This is a genomic window from Brevundimonas sp. 1080 (genome assembly GCF_040545985.1).
Taxonomy (GTDB): Bacteria; Pseudomonadota; Alphaproteobacteria; order Caulobacterales; family Caulobacteraceae; genus Brevundimonas.
The window spans coordinates 688745-709341 of the sequence record NZ_JBEPMW010000002.1; the positions used below are offsets into that span (position 1 = coordinate 688745).

The 20597-nt window shown below is 65.3% G+C and carries 20 protein-coding genes, 1 tRNA gene and 1 pseudogene; 13 read left to right on the forward strand and 9 right to left on the reverse strand.

Annotation, left to right across the window (positions count from 1 at the left end; translation table 11 throughout):
• Window positions 1-84: 84 nt before the first annotated feature.
• Together bioB and ABIC32_RS08765 are read left to right on the forward strand one after the other, a co-directional pair.
• Entirely contained in the window at window positions 85-1128 is a 1044-nt protein-coding gene (bioB, locus tag ABIC32_RS08760) for a biotin synthase BioB (protein WP_354073900.1), read from the forward strand.
• A gap of 24 nt (window positions 1129-1152) precedes the next feature.
• Window positions 1153-1551 (forward strand): Tat pathway signal protein, encoded by a 399-nt coding sequence (locus ABIC32_RS08765; RefSeq protein WP_354073901.1) that lies wholly within the window; start codon window positions 1153-1155, stop codon window positions 1549-1551.
• 7 nt (window positions 1552-1558) lie between these two features.
• Here ABIC32_RS08765 and ABIC32_RS08770 read toward each other — a convergent pair whose 3' ends face one another.
• Window positions 1559-3736, reverse strand: coding sequence for a primosomal protein N' (locus ABIC32_RS08770; RefSeq protein ID WP_354073902.1), 2178 nt, complete (start codon window positions 3734-3736; stop codon window positions 1559-1561).
• Between the two features lie 207 nt (window positions 3737-3943).
• Here ABIC32_RS08770 and fsa point away from each other — a divergent pair, with 207 nt between their 5' ends.
• From fsa to ABIC32_RS08785, 3 genes are read left to right on the forward strand one after another with little or no spacing between them, the layout of a single operon-like run.
• Window positions 3944-4597, forward strand: a complete 654-nt coding sequence (fsa, locus tag ABIC32_RS08775) for a fructose-6-phosphate aldolase (protein ID WP_055807867.1) — start codon at window positions 3944-3946, stop codon at window positions 4595-4597.
• Window positions 4598-4634: 37 nt separating this feature from the next.
• Window positions 4635-5348 (forward strand): DUF484 family protein, encoded by a 714-nt coding sequence (locus ABIC32_RS08780; protein WP_354073903.1) that lies wholly within the window; start codon window positions 4635-4637, stop codon window positions 5346-5348.
• Complete coding sequence (locus ABIC32_RS08785; protein WP_354073904.1) at window positions 5330-6259, forward strand: tyrosine recombinase XerC; 930 nt, start codon at window positions 5330-5332, stop codon at window positions 6257-6259. The genes ABIC32_RS08780 and ABIC32_RS08785 overlap by 19 nt, the downstream gene beginning before the upstream one ends.
• On the opposite strand, the gene ABIC32_RS08790 is transcribed toward ABIC32_RS08785, so the two are convergent.
• The gene (locus ABIC32_RS08790; protein ID WP_354073905.1) at window positions 6256-6597 is read right to left on the reverse strand and encodes a hypothetical protein; all 342 of its coding nucleotides are present in this window, start codon (window positions 6595-6597) and stop codon (window positions 6256-6258) included. The genes ABIC32_RS08785 and ABIC32_RS08790 overlap by 4 nt on opposite strands.
• A gap of 211 nt (window positions 6598-6808) precedes the next feature.
• Between ABIC32_RS08790 and ABIC32_RS08795 the strand changes: the two genes are divergently transcribed.
• Complete coding sequence (locus tag ABIC32_RS08795) at window positions 6809-7756, forward strand: retroviral-like aspartic protease family protein (protein WP_354073906.1); 948 nt, start codon at window positions 6809-6811, stop codon at window positions 7754-7756.
• Here ABIC32_RS08795 and ABIC32_RS08800 read toward each other — a convergent pair whose 3' ends face one another.
• Window positions 7757-8548, reverse strand: coding sequence for an SDR family oxidoreductase (locus tag ABIC32_RS08800; RefSeq protein ID WP_354073907.1), 792 nt, complete (start codon window positions 8546-8548; stop codon window positions 7757-7759).
• Between the two features lie 135 nt (window positions 8549-8683).
• Here ABIC32_RS08800 and ABIC32_RS08805 point away from each other — a divergent pair, with 135 nt between their 5' ends.
• Together ABIC32_RS08805 and ABIC32_RS08810 are read left to right on the forward strand one after the other, a co-directional pair.
• Window positions 8684-9061 (forward strand): hypothetical protein, encoded by a 378-nt coding sequence (locus ABIC32_RS08805; RefSeq protein WP_055807550.1) that lies wholly within the window; start codon window positions 8684-8686, stop codon window positions 9059-9061.
• A 53-nt stretch (window positions 9062-9114) separates the two neighbouring features.
• Window positions 9115-9669, forward strand: coding sequence for a lipocalin family protein (locus ABIC32_RS08810; RefSeq protein WP_354073908.1), 555 nt, complete (start codon window positions 9115-9117; stop codon window positions 9667-9669).
• A gap of 142 nt (window positions 9670-9811) precedes the next feature.
• Here the strand turns inward: ABIC32_RS08810 and ABIC32_RS08815 are convergent, their stop codons facing one another.
• Window positions 9812-11035 carry a 5-methylcytosine restriction system specificity protein McrC gene (locus ABIC32_RS08815; protein WP_354073909.1) on the reverse strand — a complete coding sequence of 408 codons (1224 nt, stop codon included), beginning with the start codon at window positions 11033-11035 and terminating at the stop codon, window positions 9812-9814.
• A 67-nt stretch (window positions 11036-11102) separates the two neighbouring features.
• Window positions 11103-12854, reverse strand: a complete 1752-nt coding sequence (locus ABIC32_RS08820; protein WP_354073910.1) for an McrB family protein — start codon at window positions 12852-12854, stop codon at window positions 11103-11105.
• Window positions 12855-12979: 125 nt separating this feature from the next.
• Between ABIC32_RS08820 and ABIC32_RS08825 the strand changes: the two genes are divergently transcribed.
• Complete coding sequence (locus ABIC32_RS08825; protein ID WP_354073911.1) at window positions 12980-15214, forward strand: DNA cytosine methyltransferase; 2235 nt, start codon at window positions 12980-12982, stop codon at window positions 15212-15214.
• A gap of 7 nt (window positions 15215-15221) precedes the next feature.
• On the opposite strand, the gene ABIC32_RS08830 is transcribed toward ABIC32_RS08825, so the two are convergent.
• The 4 genes and pseudogenes from ABIC32_RS08830 to ABIC32_RS08845 form a co-directional block, all read right to left on the reverse strand.
• A complete protein-coding gene (locus ABIC32_RS08830) occupies window positions 15222-16325 on the reverse strand; it encodes a site-specific integrase (RefSeq protein WP_354073912.1) in 1104 nt (367 codons plus the stop codon).
• Between the two features lie 57 nt (window positions 16326-16382).
• A complete protein-coding gene (locus ABIC32_RS08835; protein WP_354074133.1) occupies window positions 16383-16937 on the reverse strand; it encodes a hypothetical protein in 555 nt (184 codons plus the stop codon).
• Between the two features lie 18 nt (window positions 16938-16955).
• Window positions 16956-17135 (reverse strand): annotated as a pseudogene (locus ABIC32_RS08840) (DUF6538 domain-containing protein); the annotation flags it as partial.
• 69 nt (window positions 17136-17204) lie between these two features.
• A tRNA-Ala gene (locus tag ABIC32_RS08845) sits at window positions 17205-17280 on the reverse strand.
• Window positions 17281-17443: 163 nt separating this feature from the next.
• Between ABIC32_RS08845 and ABIC32_RS08850 the strand changes: the two genes are divergently transcribed.
• From ABIC32_RS08850 to ABIC32_RS08865, 4 genes are all read left to right on the forward strand, one after another.
• Window positions 17444-17749: a YggT family protein gene (locus ABIC32_RS08850; RefSeq protein WP_017504977.1), complete on the forward strand. Its 306-nt coding sequence runs from the start codon at window positions 17444-17446 to the stop codon at window positions 17747-17749.
• 104 nt (window positions 17750-17853) lie between these two features.
• Window positions 17854-18735: a 3-hydroxybutyryl-CoA dehydrogenase gene (locus ABIC32_RS08855; RefSeq protein WP_354073913.1), complete on the forward strand. Its 882-nt coding sequence runs from the start codon at window positions 17854-17856 to the stop codon at window positions 18733-18735.
• A complete protein-coding gene (locus ABIC32_RS08860; RefSeq protein ID WP_354073914.1) occupies window positions 18732-19289 on the forward strand; it encodes a phthalate transporter in 558 nt (185 codons plus the stop codon). The genes ABIC32_RS08855 and ABIC32_RS08860 overlap by 4 nt, the downstream gene beginning before the upstream one ends.
• Before the next feature lie 57 nt (window positions 19290-19346).
• Window positions 19347-20591, forward strand: a complete 1245-nt coding sequence (locus tag ABIC32_RS08865) for a DUF418 domain-containing protein (RefSeq protein WP_354073915.1) — start codon at window positions 19347-19349, stop codon at window positions 20589-20591.
• Window positions 20592-20597: the final 6 nt, after the last annotated feature.

Below are 20597 nucleotides of genomic sequence, written 5' to 3' on the forward strand. Positions count from 1 at the left end.
TTTTGTGAAGGTGCAGGTTTGCAAAATTTCACTTTTGCATATGACCCTGCTTGCTTTGGGGAAAACGGATGCTAGTCGTGGCGCATGGCCGACGACCTTTCCCGCACCCTCACCGCCTGTCTCCCCGACGATCTCGATGCGGCCCAACCGCGCCACGACTGGACGCTTGAGGAGGTCGAGGCCCTTTTCGCGCGACCCTTCATGGAGCTGGTGTTCGACGCCGCCTCGGTCCACCGCTGCTGGTTCGACCCCAGCCAGGTCCAGAAGTCGCAACTGCTGTCGATCAAGACCGGCGGCTGCGCCGAGAACTGCGGCTACTGTTCGCAATCGGCCAGCTTCAAGACCGGGCTGAAGGCTGAGAAGCTGATGGAGCCTTCGGCCGTCATCGCCGAGGCCATGGCCGCCAAGGCGGGCGGCGCCAGCCGTTTCTGCATGGGCGCGGCCTGGCGCGAGTTGAAGGATCGCGACACGCCCAAGCTGGCGGCGATGATCTCGGGCGTGAAGGCGCTGGGGCTCGAGACCTGCGCCACACTGGGCATACTGACCGCCGATCAGGCGCGCCAACTGAAGGACGCCGGGCTCGACTACTACAACCACAACCTCGACACCGGCCCCGACTACTATGCCCAGGTCGTCACCACCCGCAGCTATCAGGACCGGCTGGACACGCTTGAGCATGTCCGCGACGCGGGCATGAGCACCTGCTGCGGCGGCATCGTCGGCATGGGCGAGGCGCGGCGTGATCGCGCCGGCCTGCTGCACGCCCTGGCGACCCTGCCCGTCCATCCCGACAGCCTGCCGGTCAACGCCCTGGTCCCCGTCACCGGCACCCCGCTGGGGGAGCGCGTCCTGAAGACTGGCGAGATCGATCCCATCGAGTTCGTCCGCACCGTCGCGGTCGCCCGACTGGTCTGCCCCAGGGCGATGGTGCGCTTGTCGGCGGGACGCGAGACCATGAGCGTCGAGATGCAGGCCCTGTGCTTCCTCGCCGGGGCCAACTCCATCTTCGTCGGCGGCAAGCTGCTGACCACCCCCAATCCCGAACAGGACGAGGACGCCCGTCTGTTCGCCCTGCTGGATCTGAAGCCCATGCCCGCAGGCGCCCTGGATCAGGCAACGGCGGATTAAGGGATTTCGGCTAGGGCTGTCGGCATGGAACGCCGCGCTCTTCTCGGTCTCGCCGTCGTCGCGACGGCCGCCGCCTCGACCACCGCCCGCGCTTCGAGCGGCGGCGCGGCGGCGTCGGCCGACACCTATGTCCGCCTGCCGGTCATCACCGCCTCTATCCTTCAGGCGAACGGTCGTCGGGGCGTGCTGACCATCGAAACCGGGGTCGACGTGCCCGATGCGGCCCTGCGCACCCGCGCCCAGCAGTCTGCGCCGCGTCTTCGCGCCGCCTACAACACCGCCGCCCAGCGCTTCGCCAACGGCCTGCGTCCCGGCGTCGTGCCCGACATCGACCAGTTGTCGGCCGCGCTTCAGGCGGCGACCAACGCCACACTGGGCCGCGCCGGCGCCCGCCTGCTGCTCGGCACCGTCATGGCGGTCTGACTTCCGCCTAGAGGAACGAATAGGGATCCACGTCCACCGTCAGGCGGACGGAGCCCGGCACCTTCACCCGCTGAAGCCAGGCGCGCAGGAAGGCCTGGAGGTTCACGTCACGGTCGGCCCGCACCAGCAGCCGCTTGCGCCGCCTGCCCCGCACCAGAGCCAGCGGCGCATCGGCGGGGCCATAGACCTCCAGCCGCTCGGCGTTGGGAATGGCCTGGGCCAGGTCGTTCGCCGTCTTATCGACGGCGGCCGCATTCTCGCTGGACAGGATGATCGCCGCCAGCCGGCCATAGGGCGGCAGGGACGCGGCCTCGCGCTCGGCCATCTCGGCCTCGACGAAGGCGTTGCGATCGCCGGCCGCCAGCGCCATCAGCACCGGATGCTCGGGCGTCCAGGTCTGAAGCAGCGCCCGCCCCGGCCGATCCGCCCGACCCGCCCGACCTGTCGCCTGGGCCAGAAGCTGATAGGTCCGCTCGGCCGCCCGCAGATCGCCGCCCCGCAGGCCGAGGTCCGCATCCACCACGCCCACCAGCGTCAGGCGCGGGAAGTTGTGGCCCTTGGCCGCGGCCTGCGTCGCCACCAGAATGTCGATCTCGCCGTCCGTCATCTTCTGGATCAGGGCGCGGGCCGATCGGGCGTCCGGCGCGGTGTCGGAGCTGAAGACCGCCGTGCGCGCCTCGGGGAACAGTTGGCGCACCTCTTCCTCGACCCGCTCGACCCCTGGCCCCACCGAGACCAGCGAGTCCTCGGCCCCGCACGACGGACAGAGCTTGGGCCGCGCCATGGAGAAGCCGGTCAGGTGACAGACCAGCCGCCCGGTGTAGCGATGCTCGACCAGCCAGCTGTCGGTGTCCGGCGCCGTCAGCCGATGCCCGCAGGCGCGGCACAGGACGACGGGGGCATAGCCGCGCCGATTCAGGAACAGCAGGGTCTGCTCGCCGCGCGCCAGGGTCTCGCCGATGGCCAGGCGCAGCGGCTGCGACAGCCAGGTCTGCGGATCGGGCGTGTTCTGCCGCAAATCCAGCAGGGCGATGTCCGGCAGCGCCGCCGTCCCGTGCCGCGCGCCCAGCTTCAGCCAGTCGTAGCGCCCGCTCTGCGCGTTCCACAGGGTCTCAAGCGACGGCGTCGCCGAGGCCAGGACCACCGCCGCCCCCTCGATCCGCGCCCGCGCCACGGCCAGGTCGCGGCCGTGATAGACCAGACCCTCCTCCTGCTTGAACGAGCCGTCGTGCTCCTCGTCCACCACGATCAAACGCAGGTTCGTAAATGGCAGGAACAGGGCCGAGCGCGCCCCGACCACGATGTTGCAGCGCCCGGCGACGACCGCCTCCCACACCTGACGACGGCGCGGCGGGGCGACGCCGGAATGCCATTCGGCCGGGGCGGCGCCGAACCGCGCCGTGATCCGCTCGATCAGGGCCTGGGTCAGGGCGATCTCGGGCAGCAGGATGAGGATTTGCGCGGCCGGATCGGCCCGCAGCACCCGCGCGATGGCCTCCAGATAGGCCTCGGTCTTGCCCGACCCCGTCACACCGTCCAGCAGGAAGGGGCGAAAGCCGCCGCCGGCCACGCCCTCCGCCATCGCCGTCGCCGACGCCGCCTGGTCGCCGTTCAGCGCGGCGGGCGCGTGGTCGGGATCGGGCCGGTCGAACGCCGCCTCGGCCGTGATCTCGATGATCTCCAACACCCCGTCGTCGATCAGGCCCTTGACCACGCCCGATGACACGCCCGCCGCCCGCGCGAGATCGGCCGGCGGCATGGCGCGATCGCCCAGGGCCTCCAGCACGCCCGTCCGCGCCGGGGTGGCGCGCGAGGGCGACCGTTCGCCCACCCGACGCACCCGGCGTTCCGGCCGGGGCCGGGGCGCGCGCAAGCCCTTCAACGCCGTCGCCGCCATCTCGCCGGGCGCCGACAAGGTCCATCGTCCGGCCCATTCCACGAAATCCATCACGCCCGCCGGCAGGGGCGGATCGTCCAGGCGGCTGTCGATCGCCTTCAGGCGCCGGTTCGACCCGGTCGTCTCGAACACCTCGGACACCACGCCCCGGATCAGGCGCGGCCCCAGCGGCACGGCGACCTGATCGCCCCGCGCCAAATCTCCGTGGGCCAGGCTCAGCGCCTCAGGAACCTCGTAGTCGAAGGCCTCCGGCACCGGCAGGGGAATGAGGACCGAGGCGACTTTCATAAATCCTCCGCCGCCCAGCGGGGGAGGGGAACCGCCCGAAGGGTGGTGCAGGGGGCGAACGCCCCATCAACGGCAGCCAGCGCGAACCGCGCAGACGCGGCAAAGGCCGGCACACGGTTCCGCCCCCTCCACCGCTTCGCGGTCCCCCTCCCCCGCGTCGCGGGGGAGGATCGACGCGGCGCTTCTGCAACGCTAAAAGCCGTGCCCATGAAACTCTTTCTCGATACCGCCGACGTCGTCGTCATCAAGGACATGGTCCCCACCGGAATGGTGGATGGCGTCACCACCAATCCGTCGCTGATCGCCAAGTCGGGTCGGAACATCGCCGAGGTCATCGCCGAAATCTGCGCCCTGGTCGAGGGGCCGATTTCCGCCGAGGCCGTCTCGCTCGATTTCGAGACCATGGTCAAGGAAGGCGACAAGCTGGCCGCCATCGCTCCGAACGTGGTGGTGAAGTTGCCTCTGACCTGGGACGGTCTGCGCGCCTGCCGCGTCTTCTCCGACAAGGGGATCAAGACCAACGTCACCCTGTGCTTCTCGGCCGCCCAGGCCTTGCTGGCCGCCAAGGCCGGCGCCACCTTCGTCTCGCCGTTCGTCGGACGTCTGGAAGACAACGGCGCGGACGGCATCGGCCTGCTTGAAGAAATCCGCGTCCTGTATGACGTGCATGGTTTCGAGACCCAGATCCTGGCCGCGTCCCTGCGCAATGTCGGCCATGTCGCCGCCGCCGCCGTCGCCGGATCGGACGCCGCCACCTTCGGCGCCGACACATTCAAGGCCTTGGTGAACCACCCGTTAACCGACAAGGGTCTTGATGCCTTCGTGTCGGACTGGGCCAAGACAGGCCAGTCTATTCTGTAGCATCGCGGTTCCCGGAGAGGTCTGTTTGAGCGGCTCATTGGACCTTTTCGAAACGTCGGAATCGGACGCAACGCCCTATATCGGCGACGGCTTGCATTGGCCCGACGTGCGCGGCTGGCTGCAGACCCATCCCCAGACCCTGCTGGACGATCGCTCCCTGCTGGAAGAGATCGGTCTGCGGCCGCATGGCCGCAACGTCGTCGAGTTCGGGGCCGCCGCCCTGACGCGGCTGGAGGCCGTGGTCGAGCGCGAGACCGGCGCCCGGCGCGAGATCGAACTGGTCGCCCGCGCCAACTTCGCCGCCCAGACCCAGACGCACGTCGCGACCCTGGATTTGATGGAGGCCAAGAACCATTCCGACCTGGCCCGACGACTGGATGCGGCGGCGCAGGGACGGTTCGGCTTGGCCGGCGCCGCCATCGCCCTGGAAAAGCCCGGCGGCGTACCCTTCGGCTGGCGCGCCCTGGAAGAGGGCGATGTCGACAATCTGCTGGGCGAGCACGGCCTGACCTGGCTGGGCCCGATGATCTCGGGACTGAATTTCTTCGGCGCGGCCGAGGATCAGGTGCGGTCCATCGCCCTGGTCCGCATGGCCCCGCACCTGACGCCGGGCGGGCCGCCGCGCCCCTGCATCTGCGCCTTCGGCTCGCCCGAGCCTGAAGGCTTCACGCCTAATATGGGCTGCGAACTGGCCGCCTTCCTGGCGCGGGTGACGGAGCGGATGGCCGAGCGATGGCCGGTTCTCAACTGACCGCCTCCGACGCATTGCGCGCCTGGCTGGACCATCTGGCGAACGAGCGTCGGCTGTCGCCGCGCACGCTGGAGGCCTATGGCCGCATCGGGCGGCTCTATGTCGCCTTCCTCGAACGCCATCGCGGCGAGACCCTGTCGCTGAAAGACATGGGCACGATCACCGCCGCCGAGGCCCGCGCCCACATGGCCGAGCGCCGCTCAGGCGAGCACCCGCTGGCGGCCCGGTCGCTGAGCCAGAGCCTGTCGGCCATTCGCGGATTTCATGCCTTCCTCGATCGGCGGTTGGACACCCCCGCTCCACAGCTGGCCCTGGTGCGCGGCCCCAAGGTCAAGCCGTCCCTGCCCCGGCCGGTGACCGAGGATCAGGCGCGCGGGCTATTGGCCGAGCCGGACGCCGATCCCGACGCCGAACCGTGGGAGGCCGCGCGCGACCGGGCGGTGCTGACCCTGCTCTACGGCTGCGGCCTGCGCATTTCCGAAGCCATGTCCCTGACCCGCGCCGATGCGCCGCTGGGCGAGACGTTGCGCATCGTGGGCAAGGGGTCCAAGACGCGGATCGCGCCGATCCTGCCCGCCGTGCGCACCGCAGTGGACGCCTATCTGGCTCTACTGCCCTTCCCGCTCCAGCCCGCCGACGCCCTGTTCCGCGCCCGCCGCGGCGGCCCCTTAAGCCCCCGTCATGTCCAGGCCTCGGTCCAGCGGCTGCGCGGCCGGCTAGGTCTGCCGGAGCGCACGACGCCTCACGCCCTACGCCACAGTTTCGCGACCCACCTGCTGGGCGCCGGCGCCGACCTGCGGTCGATCCAGGAACTGCTGGGCCACGCCAGCCTGTCGACGACCCAGAAATACACCGGCGTCGACGCGGATCGCCTCTTGAACGCCTATGCGGCCGCCCATCCCCGCGCCTAGCGACGCGGCGCGGGCGGAGCCGGCGGCACGCCGACATCGGGCTGCGCCGGCATCAGGTTTCGACCCAGCGCCCATTGATCCGGCACGGCGTAGCTGATCGGCAGGGGGCAGTTGTTCTGATCGCGCCGGTCCAGCAGCAGATAGCGCCGGACCTGTCCATCATCGAGCGATCGATCCAGCGTCATGGCGCCGGCGCCGCCTTGCCGAGCCTGCATCAGCGGATCGCCGCAACGCTGCGTGTCCGCCCTTGGTGCGGAAACAACAAGATCACGGCTGGTGATCGCGCTGGAAGACGCCGCCGCGGGGTCGGCCAGGGCCAGCATAAGCAAGGTCAGCATCGCATCCTCCTGTTTCGGCTGGGACGATACGTCGACAACCCCCGATTGGCCAAACGGCGCCGAACGCTGGGCGAGAAGGCGCAGCCGCGCTGAGACACGACGGACAAGAATATGTCTCAGGCTCTTCGCCAAAAGCGCGTAGCCTGCCCTGCCCTGACGAAGGCCCGAGGAGGACAGGCAATTGCGGCCAGGGTTTGGCGAAGAATCGAGCGTGAAAACGTCGCGGCGCAAGACGCTGGGCCTGCTGGCGGCTGTTCCGTTTGTGTCCGTCCAGACCGCCATCCCAGCAGACCCGCCCGATCAGGTGCGGCTCTTGCAAAATCTGTTGACGCGGATGGGCGTCGGCGTGCGTCTGAACGGAAGCGTCCATCAGGTCTTCGTCATCGACACCGGCGCCGAGCGCAGCGCGGTTTCGGCCGAGTTGGCCCAGGCCTTGGCCCTGCCGCCCGGCCGCCCGGTCGTGGTGCACGGGATCACGGCGGCTGAGGTCACGCCGACCGTTGAACTGGCGCAGATCGAGATCGGGCGGCGGCGCTTCAGCGACCTGACCCTGCCGGTCTTCCCGCGCGACGCCCTGGGCGCCGACGGCCTGCTCGGTCTGGACCTGCTGTCCCGCTTTCGCCTGACGCTGGACGTCAACGCCCGCCAGGTCGCCCTGTCGCCATCGGGGTCGACCAGCATCGCTTTGACGACCAGCGCTGACGCCACGCGGCTTCGTCAGCAGGACGTGCTGGTCGCCGGTCGTCGCGGCCGATTTGGTCAGTTACTCCTGACCCGGATCAATGTCGCCGGCGTGGAGGTCGCCGCCTTCATCGACAGCGGCGCGCAATATTCGATCGGCAATCTAACCCTGATGCAGGCGATCGACATCGGTCAGGCCCCCGCCTCATCCGAGCCGGTGCGCATGGTTGGCATCGTCGGCGGGGCGGTGACGGCCCGCACCGGCACGACGCCCACCCTGCACATCGCGGGACGATCGCTGGGCCCGACCCCGCTGCTGTTCGCCGACCTGCATGTATTTCAGGTCATGGACCTGATCGACAAGCCGGCCCTGCTGCTGGGTGCCGATATCCTGAGCCGGTTCAGCCGCATCACTCTGGATTACGGGCGCAGCCGCGTGGCCTTCGGCGGCGTGCTGCGCCGTCGGACGCCCGGCTGATCAGATCGCCTTGATCGCCCCGCCGTCCAGCCGGATCAAAGAGCCGGTGACGTAGGCCGCCAGCGGGCTGGCCAGGAAGGCGGCGGTCGCGCCGAACTCCTCGGTCGTGCCGATGCGGCCGACGGGGATGGATTTGACCGATTCGGCCCGCGCCTCTTGCGGCGTCGTGCCGTTGCGATCGGCGGTCGCCTGGTCCAGCCTTTCGATCCGCGGCGTATCGATCCGCCCCGGCAGCAGGGTGTTGACCGTCACCCCGTCCGGTCCGACCTCGTTCGCCAGCGTCTTGGCCCAGGCCGCGACCGAGGCCCGCAGGGTGTTGGACACGCCAAGCGCCGCCGACGGCTCGACCACTGTGATCGAGGCGACGTTCAGGATCCGCCCCCAGCCGGCCGCCCGCATGGCCGGCAGCACCCGATCGGTCAGGCGGAAGATCGACAGCACCATCGACTCGAAATGATCGCGCCACACCGCCGGCTCCAACCCCGACACGCCCGACGGCGGCGGCCCCCCGGTGTTGTTCAGCAGGATTTCGATAGTTCCGCCCAGCAGATCCTCGGCCCGGTCCGTCGCCTTCAACAGCGCCTCATGGTCCGCCAGGTCCGCTGTGACCACGACCGCTTTGCCCGGCCCGGATGCGTTCAGCGCATCCGCCACGGCCTGAAGCTTGCCTTCATCGCGCGACAGCAGGGCGATGTGCGCGCCCTCCGCAACCAAGGCCGTCGCCACGGCGCGGCCAAGGCCGGATGAGCCGCCGCAGATCAGGGCGCGCTTGCCGTTCAGTTTCAGGTCCATGGTTTTCTCCGATCCTGTGTGCCCCCGATATCGGATGCGCGGGTCCCCAGCGCAACGCGGCGTTAACCGAGACGGCGCACCTTCTTTGTCGAGCGGCCGCCGAGACCGCCAGGACAGGCCGGGGAGGGCTCGCCCATGTCGACCAAGATGACGTCCAGCACCCGCCGCCACAGCGACCATTTCGAGCCGCAGGACACCGATCCGCACGAACAGCGTCGCCTGCGCGGGCAGCTGGAGCAGATCGACTACGCCGCCTACGTCGCCAACAAGGAGGTGATCGGGCACGCCCTGAGCGGCGTGGACGCCGGCTCGCTGCAAAAGCTGGCGGTCATGACAGCCACGGCCCGCGCCAAATGGGTCGCGGAATCGCTGCGCCTGGCCCACTCCGGCTCGGCTGTCACGCCGGACCAAGTCGCCCGCCTGACCGCCGCCCGCACCGCCTACGACGAACTGGCCGAAGCCTACGAGGCTCTGCGCCGGGTCATCGAACGGGGCTACGTCGCGCTGCGGTGATCTGCCGAGACCGAGTGTCCGGAACCGGGCGCCCTCATCGTCGTTCTGCGGCCATGAAAATCGCTCGCACCGCTTCCATCGCCCTGATCGTCGGCGCCGCCCTCGCGCTGGGCGCCTGCGCCACCCTGCAACGCGGCCCCGTAGGCAACGCCGCCGTGCCCCAACCCGCCAAGCCGGTCGATCTGAACCGCTACGCCGGCTTGTGGTATGAAATCGGGCGCTACGAGAACGGGTTCGAGCGCGGCTGCGAAGGGGTGACCGCTCACTACACGGTGCGCGATGACGGTCTGGTCGGGGTGCTGAACACCTGCCGACAGGGTACGGTCGATGGTCCGGAAAAAACCTCAGAGGGCAAGGCGAAGATCGTCGAGGGCAGCGACAACGCCAAGCTGAAGGTATCCTTCTTCGGCCCCTTCTACGTCGGCGACTATTGGGTTCTGGACCACGCCGACGACTATTCCTGGTCCATCGTCGGCGAGCCGTCGGGTCGCTACCTTTGGCTGCTCAGCCGCACCGCGCAACCGTCGGCCCAGAGCCGCGAAGCCATCCTGAACCGCACCCGCGCCCTGGGCTATGATCTGACTTTGGTCCGGCCGACCCAGCACTGATCGTCCGCCTCGCGCCGCCCCAAGCCAACCCGTTCCCAAGGACTATACCTTTCGAGGCAGCGTCTGGCAGCGCGTCGCGGAGCCCTAAGAGCACAAGAGGCGGCTCCGAGCCCTTCAGGGGGGACTGCTTCACTGGCGTGCCCTAAGCAGCAGCCATCTGCCCGACTGGGGGCATCATTCCCAGGACTGTAACGGCAAATGCTTGCTCCTCGGCCTCCAGGTCCTGGCGTCCGAGGTCGAAAGCGTATGCGTCGACGGTAATCCCGTTAACAACGCCTAGGCGCCGAAGGCCGCGAGGCCCGTTAGCTTTACACTGATGGGCAAGGACCACGCGATCGCACCTGTAGGCCACGGCGTAGGTGATCGCCTGATTTATGTCGCTGCGGTCCGGCTTGTCCTTGTATTTCACCTCTACGACAACGCTTTCGTTGGTCGTCGGCCTAGACAAGATGATGTCTGGCTGCGCCGGAGGATCGTTCCGGTCGTCGAAGAGTGGTTTTTTTCCCTCAACGTTACCGTCTAGGACGAGTAGGTCCGGACCTGAAGCCAGATGGAGCACTTTTCTTATATATTTCTCGAATATGTCCTCGAAATCGACAATAAATGTCTCCATTATTAGGTCGTCCCCGACTCGGTCGAGGCCAATGGATCGCCCTTGTAGGACTAGCGTGGCGATGTCCAGCGCCTTGCTATAGTATAACCTGTTTTTTGGGAGCGCCTGATTGCGCATAGTATTGACGACTATGTCGATGTCGCCAGGTTGAATGCTTCCTATCTCCTCTGGAAGGAGATTAAGCGCTCGATTTGCATTGCTGAGGGTTGTGAGGCTCGCTTCGTCTCGCTGCGAAACCGACAATAGATAGGTAAGCGCGGCGCGTATGACCCGATTGGCTGGTGTGTCGGATGTGAGAAGAAAGCGCTCGGCGACTGCGTGGTGGCGCATCCCTCGGGAGAGGCAGGTCTTAAGCGTGGACGATACGTTTATCCTGCCTGATGGAGTGGAGGTCCTCCGGGCCACTCTTACATAGGACTTCCAGATGCCGTGCTCGGACAGCGGCTGAATTGCGCGAGTTAGGTTTGCAAGCAGGAACAACGTGATGCTTCTGCTCGGCAGTTTCTCGCGGCTGTAGGACCTGTCTGCCCCCGCCAATGCCCCTATCGGGGTTCCGGCCAGATCTAAAACCCTAGCGAGGTTGCTGACCGGCAGCTTCGGGCGCACGTCCACAGCGATGCGCGGGGACAAGGGAATGAACCCCACGTATCGGCCCGCAGTGAGGGTAACCAGGCCCTTGCGAAATTGTAGGGAGAGAAGGGCCTTTTCCTCGACGTGAGGATAAACAGTGAGCTCGCCGCCATGCACGAACATGGAGAGCGGTAGCTCTACCGCTCGCCGAGATTCTAGCGTCAGGACCGTTCGTTCTGTTGCGGCCACACTAGGCCCCCGCAGCCGCTTCAGGCTGTTCGGGTGCCCCCTCCGGCGCTTCGTCCTGGGTGCCGGATCCATTCCTTTCGAGTGGCCCAGCCGCCGGGGTGGCTATGGCTTCGGCGCAGGTCGCCCAAAGTGCCTCGATCTCCTGAAGTGCGCCTGGGTCGAAACGGAAACGCTTCTTAACCAGAAACTTGAGTTGGGTCGTCCAAAGTCTTTCGAGCGAGTCCGCATCACGAACGTTCCGGAAGAACGCGTGTCCGACGTCAAGGTGATCCTGGAGGCGGGCAAATAGCTCCATGGCAGGAGCACGGACCTTATCTGGCGTCGCGTTCGCCACCAGGAAGTCATTCACTTTAGTCGAAGATGGCTGGAGCATGATTTTCGCCCATCTTCGATCCATGGCCGCGTCAATCTCATCGACTGAGCGATCATCTGGATTCATGGTCGCTAGAAAGATGAGATTCTTAGGAATGGTTGCTTGGCGACCGGAGGGCAGGAAAAACGGAGCATCGCGGAGAGACCCCTCCATGTAGGTCATCGTCTCTCCGAGCACACGGGCGGGATCTGTTCGACTGAACTCGTCGATAATTAGCACGACCGGCCCGTCCGACTGCCTGGCGACCTCCGCCATCTCCAGCAGATGTTTATCGGCAAGCCGGAAGCCTTCCTTCGCGTCTGGCACGTAGCCTTCAACAAAGTCTTCATACTGGTAAGAGGGGTGAAACTGGACCTCGCGAACACGCTCTTTTTTACCGCTGGTGAGCTTGAGCGCGATTTGTCGAGCATACCAGGATTTTCCAGTCCCTGGTGCGCCCAGTAGCAGTGCTCCGCCCATGTTATCTTTTATGACGAGGTCAACGACTGCTTGGTAGATTGGGTCATCATCGGCAATGACCGGCAATTCCGGGACAGATGTCTTAGCCAATGTTTTCACGCCCTCGTCTAGGTATGAGAACCAACCTTCTTGATCGGTTCCGAAATCGATCCACGGGCGTGGTGTCGCGACTTCGGATGCAATGAGGTCGACAAACTCCGGGTTGAGCCTGCGGCGACCGTGCGTGGCTTCTCGGTCAATTAACATTCCGCCGAACCCGGCTACAGAGAACCATGGAGTCATCCGGCGTGTTGCCTGCGACCCATCTGAATAGATCGCCGGACCGAGGTGAGCGCTCGCGCTGGCGCGGTCGTTCGGATTGTAGCCGCTCGAAGCGCGCGCTTGTTCAATTTTGATAAGCGCGCTCTCCAAATCCGCCTGCTTCATGACTTTCAGGAGAACCCGATGGAGTTCCTCCCAGTGGAGGTCTCCCAGCCTCAGCATGGCTGCCCAAATCACTCGATACGGAAGGACGTCGCAGTCAGGAGGGTAGCCCCGGTTCAGGGTGGTGGGGTTCAGCAGCTGATACCGTCCGAGCACTCCGACGGCAGACTCGGCGACCACTCTCCTTGCGCCGGCGGCCTCGCGGGCAAGGCGCTCCCATTCCCCTCCGAACAGTCGGCCAAATCTGGAGATGCGGACCCGGCCTTCGTCGACATACAGAAGGCCAACCGTGTCGAAGAGCTTCTTCCAGGTCTCGACCCGGTTCGGACTTAGAGTGTCGGGCAGATGCGCGTTTATCTCGTCATAGGGCGCGCTGTAACGATGCCCGTCAGCTCGGAAGAACGCTTGGAACTTTTCGTTGATCTCGGCTGGCGCGAACACAATGTCGGCGTCAACGAGCACGTCACGTAATGGGGTGCCCCAGTTGTCTATCGGCAATGTCGCCCCCTGAGCGCATTCGGGCCAAATCGCACTTCCACCCGATTCACTGACCCGCTAGGCTGACCCACACAGACCGTGTTCGCAATGCCGATTCTCGGACTAAGTGTAGGGGCTTTCCAGGGGTGACAAAGAAGATCGACGTCATTGATCTCTTTTGCGGATGCGGGGGCTTGTCGGCAGGCTTCTCACGCTATCCTCACGGCGACCACTTCAGGGTCCTTGGTGGACTGGATATCGACCCACACGCCTGCGCGACATTCACTAGTCAGATCGGGGCTCCCAGTCTCAACGTCGACGTAGCCTCGCTCTTGAACGAAAGCGCGCGGGAAGCCGTGGTTCGGCGGCTTCTACCTAGGGGTGATGGACCTCTCGTCGTTGTGGGTGGCCCTCCCTGCCAAGGCTTCTCCGCGCATCGAAAGAAGGACGCTCGGCAGGACTCGCGCAATGACCTCGTTCGCACATTCGTAGAGGTCGCAGCGGCGATGAACCCTGAGTTCATCGTCATGGAAAACGTGCCTGAGATCTTCGACGACAAGCACTGGGCGGCGACGCGAGCGTCAATGGCCTACCTTGAGGATCTCGGGTTTAGGGTGCGTGCCCAGGTGCACAACCTCGCGGACTTCGGCGTGCCGCAGGCAAGGTTCAGAGCACTCCTGATCGCACGACGAGCGGGTCAGGCTTTCAACATGCCAGCTACCATTGTTGGTGCGCAAAAGACCGTTCGAGATGCGATCTATGATCTCCCTGCCCTGAAGGCGGGTGAAGCCTCTGCTTCAGACGCGATGCACGTCGCGCCAAACCACATCAGTCGCGTGCTCGAACTAATCCGATCCGTGCCGAAGGATGGGGGAAGCCGCAAATCTGCAAACTTGGCCCTACTGCCGAACTGTCATTCGCAGGTCGATGGCTTCCGCGACGTCTACGGGCGCTTGGCTTGGGATCGCCCAGCAATCAGCATCACGGCGAAGTGCTCCACTCCTTCGTGTGGGAGGTTCCTGCATCCGGAGCAGGATCGAAATATCTCGGTTCGGGAAGCTGCTCTTCTGCAAGGGTTCCCTGCTGACTACCAGTTCTCCGGCCCGTTGGTTCAGCGGTATCGACAGATCGGCAACGCCGTCAGCCCGACTTTCGCAGCAGCGGTTGCGGCCTGTATCAAGTCGGAAATTCGAGAGCCCAGCCTGGCTGTCCATGGCCTGATGCATGACGTCCGCGCTGCTCAGGGGCGTTCTTTCACGAGCTCAATTGCCGGTCGCAAGCGGGGCGGAGCTAAGGGCCGCTCCGACAGGCTGGTCGCCATAGACTTGTTCGCAGGCGCGGGGGGCCTTTCGCTCGGCCTGCAGGAGGCAGGATTCGAGATCGTCAAAGCATTCGACCACGATCCAGATGCGGTCCAAACATATCGCTACAATCTCGGTGATCATGTCCATAAGCTCGACGCGCTGGCCGTGAAACCAGATCAGTTGCTTGAACGCCTTGGCGTGGGGCCTGGCAGGATTGACCTCCTTGCCGGGGGGCCGCCTTGTCAGGGGTTCTCGCAACAACGACGGGGCAGCGATCAGGACGAGCGAAATGATCTCGTTCTTTGGTATGCGAATGCCATCGCCGCCATCAAACCGCGCGCCTTCCTACTCGAGAATGTCCCCTACATCGCGGCAAAGAGGGGGCGTGCAATCCTGGAACGCTTCCTGCGGACCACGGAGGAGGCGGGTTATTCCGTCGCGACCGCAGTGCTCAATGCTAAGGATTTTGGCGTTCCACAGCATCGGCCTCGTTTTGTCGCCATTGGTTACCTCGGGTCGGACTCCATAGACCTCGAGGCAATAAGAAAGGTTCCGGCGAGGACGGTTCGCGATGCAATCGGAGGACTACCTACGCCCTCTGACAGTGACAGAGACCATCCAACCTTCGCGAACCATCTTGCGACGAAAATATCGGAGCTAAACCGACAGCGGATCTCGTTCGTGCCCGAGGGCGGTGGCTGGAAGGATATCCCAGAGCACCTTCAGTTAGACTGTCACAAGAATCACAAGGGGCACGGTCATTTGGACGTTTTCGGACGTCTAAGCTGGTCCGGAGTCGCTCAAACGATCACGGCCCACTCGGATAGCTTTTCGAGGGGCCGCTATGCACATCCAACGGAGAACCGACCGCTCACTGGGCGAGAGCTTGCGGCACTTCAATCGTTCCCAAACTGGTTCCGTTTCCTTGCGGACAAGAAGAGCGTCGCCCGGTTGGTCGGCAATGCAGTGCCTCCCCTCATGGCCCGGTGTCTTGGGGAATTGATCGCGGCCCGGCTCGCAACTCAGGGCAGCTCTGATCGCTCCTCGTCCGAGGCGCCACTACGGCGCGCAGCCTAAGTTTGCGTCAACCGAGATTGAGTCGAACGGGCGCTAGGTCGAGCCCCTTCCATTCGACGGCCTGAATGCCAGCGTTAAGCCTGGTCATCGGCTCCGTTCCGTAGCCCTCGTGGGTGCTGTCGTCCTCGTGACCGACAAGTGCTGTTCGGACCTCCCGGGCGACGCCCGCTTCGCGCATCTTGGTGATAAAGGTGTGCCGGAAGGAATGGAAAACGACCGACGAGTCTTCCCCAACCATTCTGTCAATCAACCGCCCGAAGAACTTCGACGGCTGGTGGGATAAATGACCCCTTGGCCCAGGCTGGAGTGACGGAAAAAGCCGCTTCTCACCAGCGGCCCGGAGTCGGTCGACATAGATCAAGAGACCCAGCTCCAGCAGTGCCTTGTGGATCGGCACGATGCGTTCTGAGGCTGCCGTCTTCAGCGACTGATCCGCTGCCAGCGCTCGGATGTGGAAGAAGGGAACGCCCTCAATCTGATCGAAATCGGCGAGCCGCAGCCCGCACAGTTCGTTCAATCGCGCACCGGAAAAAAGCGCGATCAAAGGAAGCCAATAGCGCCAGTCGTCTACGCGAGTTTCCCCAGCCTGGTAGAGCTTTTCGCCTCGCTCGCCCGCAGAACCAGTGAACAGGGGCGCGCTGAACAGGGCCTGCAACTGCGGGACGTCGAAGTTGTCGCGCCGTCGCCTTTTGGAACCGCCCTTCGACAGCGAGACGGTGATACCCACGAACGGGTTTGCTGCAACTCGCCCTGTCTTCTTGGCCCAGTCAAACACCTGCCTGAGAGGGTCGAGATATTTGCCGTTCGACGTTTGCGGGCTGAGTGTTTGTGTATCCTGGTCCGCTCGGGATTTTGCGAGTCGCTCGGGCACGGACAACTCACGATAAGCTGCTCTCTTAGACGCGTTGAGGGGATAGGACCTTAGGGCTTCGCGGAAGCCTCCGGCCAACGCGGGCGTTACCTCCGCAACGTCTGGATCCCTACCCAGCCACCCGACAAAGAGGCGACCTGCCTTCTCGTATTCGCCAGCGCGCCCCGACGTGAACAGTCGGGTCTGGCGAGCCTCCGCCAACAACAGTCCGATGGCCTGCGTGAGGGTGGTGCCGCTCACAGGGGGCTTATCAGGCGCGCCGGGGATGGAAGGTTCAGCGGGCGGAAGCCCGAGGCTTTAAATCAGGGGGGCCGCAGGGTCGTCATCCAGGTTTGGTCGCCACATAGTGACGTCTCGCCTGCCGATTGCTCTTGTTAGGTCCCGATGAGCCTTGGTCATCAGGCGGATGGCTGCGTCGAACTCTTCGCCTTTCTCGTCGAGGGCAAGACCCTCCGCCTGGAAGAGGTCACGCACATGCCTGATCGCCACGCTGACGTCGCCTTTCCGGTGGCGCTCCACACCGTCTTCGTAGAGCTGGTGCCGCAGGCCACGTTGCAAGTGCGCTTCGGTGAGGTTTGTCAGCAAAGTCCGTGGCCGTCGCATTCGGGCCTCGCGTTCCTCTTCCGAGGCAGCAAGAAGCGCTTCCAGGTCCGCTTCATTCAGTCGTTCGATAACGCGGTCGGGCGGTCCAAGAGGATCCGGCTCGAGGATCACCCCGGCATGCCAATCGCCTTCCCGGTCCCGTTCAAAGCGTCGACGCAGTCCTGCGTCCTGATCAAGCTCAGCCTTAAGCCATTGATCGATCAATGCCCGGATAAGGGCGGGGGAAGGGACGCTACTGGAAGCCGACATGGTGCGCTCAAGATCGCGCCAAAGCGCCTCCGTCAAGAGGACCGCTATAGACGCGCGCTGACGTGCTTCGCGAGTTTCAGCAGTCCTCAGTGACCTCCAGAGCTCCTTGCGCTCCAGGAGCGCTCTGAACCGTGCTGGAACGCGTGTCCGGAAGTAGTAGGAAGCACCTCGTCGGAAGACATTGGTGACTAGCGACATGGGGCCTCGCGTAGCAAGCGTGCGTAGCAACGCTGCTCTGCGCGACCTAAGTCGTTGTCAGATCAAGCCTGGTGGAGCCGAGGGGAGTCGAACCCCTGACCTCGTCATTGCGAACGACGCGCTCTACCAACTGAGCTACGGCCCCGTTTCCAGCGTGGGATTGGGTTTCACAGGCGTGGCGGACATAGAAGGCGGGCGGGCGTGGTGTCAACGGGCTTGTGCGCGCAAAGCGCGCAGGTCGGATACGGCCGTTGTCGGAGCCGGGGCGAACAGGCTAGAAGCGCCGATCCAAGCAGGAGTTACCGTTCATGGGCTATGCGCTCGTCTGGTTGATCAACACCATCATCAGTCTGATGATCTGGTTCATCATCGCCCAGGCCATTCTGAGCTGGTTGGTGGCGTTCGACGTCGTCAACTATCGCAACCGCTTCGTCTATTCGGTCGGGACCTTCCTGGACCGCGTCACCGCGCCCCTGCTGGAGCCGTTCCGCCGCATCATCCCGAACCTGGGCGGCATCGACATCTCGCCCATCGTGGTGATCCTGCTGCTGCAGTTCATCAGCGTGCTGTTCAACCGCACGGCGGCGCCGGCCCTGATCCAGTTGCTCGGCTGAGGCGACACGGCGGGCGGAAATCTGATGCGAGAGGGTTGATCCGCTCTTGCGCCGCGCGCCTTCCTTTCTAAAGGTGCCCGCCCGACCACTTTCGACCACGGTTCATGACCTCGATCACCACAGTCGCCATTCTGGGCGCCGGACAGATGGGCGCAGGCATCGCGCAGGCGGTCGCGCTCGGGGGCTATTCGGTTCGCCTTTATGACGTCGTCGCCGACCGGTTGCCGCTGGCGCAGGGCGAGATCGCGGCCAGCCTGGCGCGTCACGTCGGGCGCGGTCTAGTCGATCAGGCCGCCGCCGATGTGGCCCTGAGCCGCATCACGACAAGCGACGGAATGGCAGAAGCCGTCGCCGGCGCCGATCTGGTCATCGAGGCGGCGCTGGAAGACGAGGCGGTCAAGAAGGCCATCTATGCGCAGGTGGTGCCGCACCTGGGGCCGCAGACCCTATTGGCGTCCAACACCTCTTCGATCTCGATCACCCGCCTGGCGTCTTCGACGGACCGGCCGGACCGGTTCGTCGGCCTGCACTTCATGAAGCCGGCGCCGGTGATGAAGCTGGTGGAGATCATCCGCGGCATCGCCACCTCGGCCGAGACCCATTCCGCCGCCGTCGCCTTCGCCGAGAGCCTGGGCAAGACGACCACGGACGCCGAGGATTTCCCCGCCTTCATCGTCAACCGCATCCTGGTGCCGATGATGAACGAGGCCATCTTCGCCCTGTACGAAGGCGTCGGCAACGTCGCCTCGATCGACAAGGCGCTGCGCCTGGGCGCCAATCATCCGATGGGCCCGCTGGAGTTGGCCGACTTCATGGGGCTGGACGTCGTCCTGGCCATCATGAACGTGCTGTATGACGGCCTGGCCGACAGCAAATACCGCCCCTGCCCCCTGCTGGTGAAATACGTCGAGGCTGGCTGGCTGGGCAGGAAGAGCGGCCGCGGCTTCTATGACTATTCCGGCGCTGCGCCGGCGCCGACGCGATGAGCCGGTTCGAGAGCTATTCCGACCTGCCCGGTCAGGCGACCATCGCTGTGCGGCCTGGGCGGACGCCTCGGATTCTGGCCTGCCTGGCCGGCGCGGCCTGGCCGCCCCTGTGGTTGACCCTGCCCTTCTGGCGGCCGCACGCCTATCTGCCGGGTCGCGACATGGACTGGCGGCTGGTGGTGATGCTGATCGGCCTGATCACCGTGCCGCTGGCGCTGTATCGCGTGCTGAACGAGCGCAAGCGCGACGGGCGACCCGGCACGCGGCTGGGCGTCGTCTGGCGCTTCATGATGTACGGCGGCCTGGCGGCGGCCCTGGTCCAGATCGTCGTCGCCCTGGCCATGAGCGTGATGGGCTGGTTCGAGGCCGGCGATGTGATGCAGGCCCTGGGTGCGACCGAGACCACCCTGCTGATCTTCGGCGTCGGCGGCCTGCCCATCGCCATGATCGTGGGCGTCAGCTACGCCTTGTGGGCCGGGTTGTGCGCCGCCTTCATCGCCTTCGAGGCGCGGCCGGCGGTCAAGGATCGACTGGGCTTGATGCCGAAGGGCTGAGACGCAGGGTTGGCATTCGCGCCTGACGCCTGAGTTCGAGGATTGGGGGATCCGAGAATGACCATGGACGACACGGACAAGGATGCGGCGGAGATCCTGTCGCCCGTCGCGGCGACCTCGCGCATCGCCAGCCTTGACGTCATGCGGGGGCTGGCGGTGCTGGGCATTCTGGCGGTCAATGTCGTCTCGTTCGGCCTGCCGGTCATGGTCTATCAGGACGCCAGCCTGAGCCCGTTTCCGGTCACCGGCGCCAACGCCGTGGCGCGCTGGACGATGGACGTCTTCTTCCATCAGAAGTTCATCACCCTGTTTTCGATGCTGTTCGGGGCCTCGATCTATCTGGTCGGGGGCGAGCGGGGCGATGCGGCGCGTGGCAAACTGCTGCGACGCCGCCTGTTCTGGCTGGCGGTGATCGCCCTGATCCACGGCCTGGCCTTCTGGTATGGCGACGTGCTGCTGCTCTACGCCTGGTCGGGCCTGTTCGTAATGCTGATGCGGTCGATGCGGGCCGGGACGTTGATCGGGATCGGCCTGGGCGTAACCCTGTTGCTGGGCGCGATGCAGGCGGGCGCGACCTGGCTGATGATCGCCGGGCCGCCGGCGATCACCGAGGCGATGAACCAGAGCGGGCCGCATGACACCGCCGCCATGGTGACGGAGTCGATCGCCGCCTATCGCAGCGGCTGGGCCGGGGCGATGGGCCAGAACATTCAGAACTGGCTGCTGCTGCAGGGCGCCAGCCTGACGATGTTCGTCTTCTCGACCGTGGCCCTGATGATGCTGGGTCTGGGCCTGTTCAAGGCCGGCGTGTTCAGCGGCCGGACGCCCAACGGGGTCTATGTCGCCTTGATCGGCGTCGGCGGCGCCGTACTGGCCCTGCTGGGCGTGCTGGAATGGCGCGAGGCGATGGCGCCGGCCGGAACCCACCCGACGCGCGGCCTGGCGGAAGTCGTCGCGTCCTTCCCCGTCTTTGTCACCCTGGCCTACGTCAGCCTGATCGTACTGGCCACGACGCGAGGGGCGGCCTGGATCACGGCGGCGCTGCGGCCGGTAGGTCAGATGGCCTTCACCAACTATCTGACCCAGACCTTGATCATGACCTCGATATTCTACATGCCGTGGGGACCGCGGCTGTTCGGACGGGTCGACTATGTCCAGATGTGGGGCCTGGTCCTGGCGGTCTGGGCGCTTCAGCTGATCTGGTCGCCGCTGTGGTTGTCGCGGTTCAGCATGGGGCCGCTGGAGTGGGTTTGGCGCTGTCTGACCTACGGCCGTCGCGTGCCGATTTCAAAAGGCGGCTGACGGCGC